1 pseudogene is annotated in these 604 nt (G+C 52.8%); it reads left to right on the forward strand.

Going from position 1 to position 604, the window contains the following annotated elements:
- Nucleotides 1-587, forward strand: a pseudogene (locus R7Q11_RS27665) (NAD(P)H-dependent glycerol-3-phosphate dehydrogenase); the annotation flags it as partial.
- Nucleotides 588-604 lie beyond the last annotated feature (17 nt).

Below are 604 nucleotides of genomic sequence, written 5' to 3' on the forward strand. Positions count from 1 at the left end.
TGCTTAACAGCTGCAAACCGTTCCTGCGCGAAGATTCGCGTATCTGTTGGGCAACCAAAGGTCTTGAACCTGAAACTGGCCGACTACTCAAAGACGTCGCATACGACATCATCGGTGAGAACTACTCGCTGGCCGTTCTATCTGGCCCAACGTTCGCGAAAGAGCTCGCGATGGGTCTACCAACTGCGATTTCCGTTGCCTCTCCAGATGCGGAATTCGTGGCGGATCTGCAAGAGAAAATCCACTGTAGCAAAACCTTCCGCGTGTACGCGAACAACGACTTCATCGGCATGCAACTTGGCGGTGCAGTGAAAAACGTTATCGCAATTGGCGCAGGTATGTCAGACGGCATCGGTTTTGGTGCAAACGCACGTACTGCGTTGATTACCCGTGGCTTGGCTGAAATGAGCCGCCTTGGCGCTGCACTTGGTGCCAAACCAGAAACCTTCATGGGTATGGCTGGTTTAGGTGACTTGGTTCTTACGTGTACTGACAACCAGTCACGTAACCGCCGCTTTGGTTTAGCTCTCGGTCAAGGTAAAGACGTTGACACGGCACAAGAAGAAATTGGCCAAGCCGTAGAGGGCTAGCGTGACCCGAAGGA

This window comes from Vibrio sp. 970, from assembly GCF_033339075.1.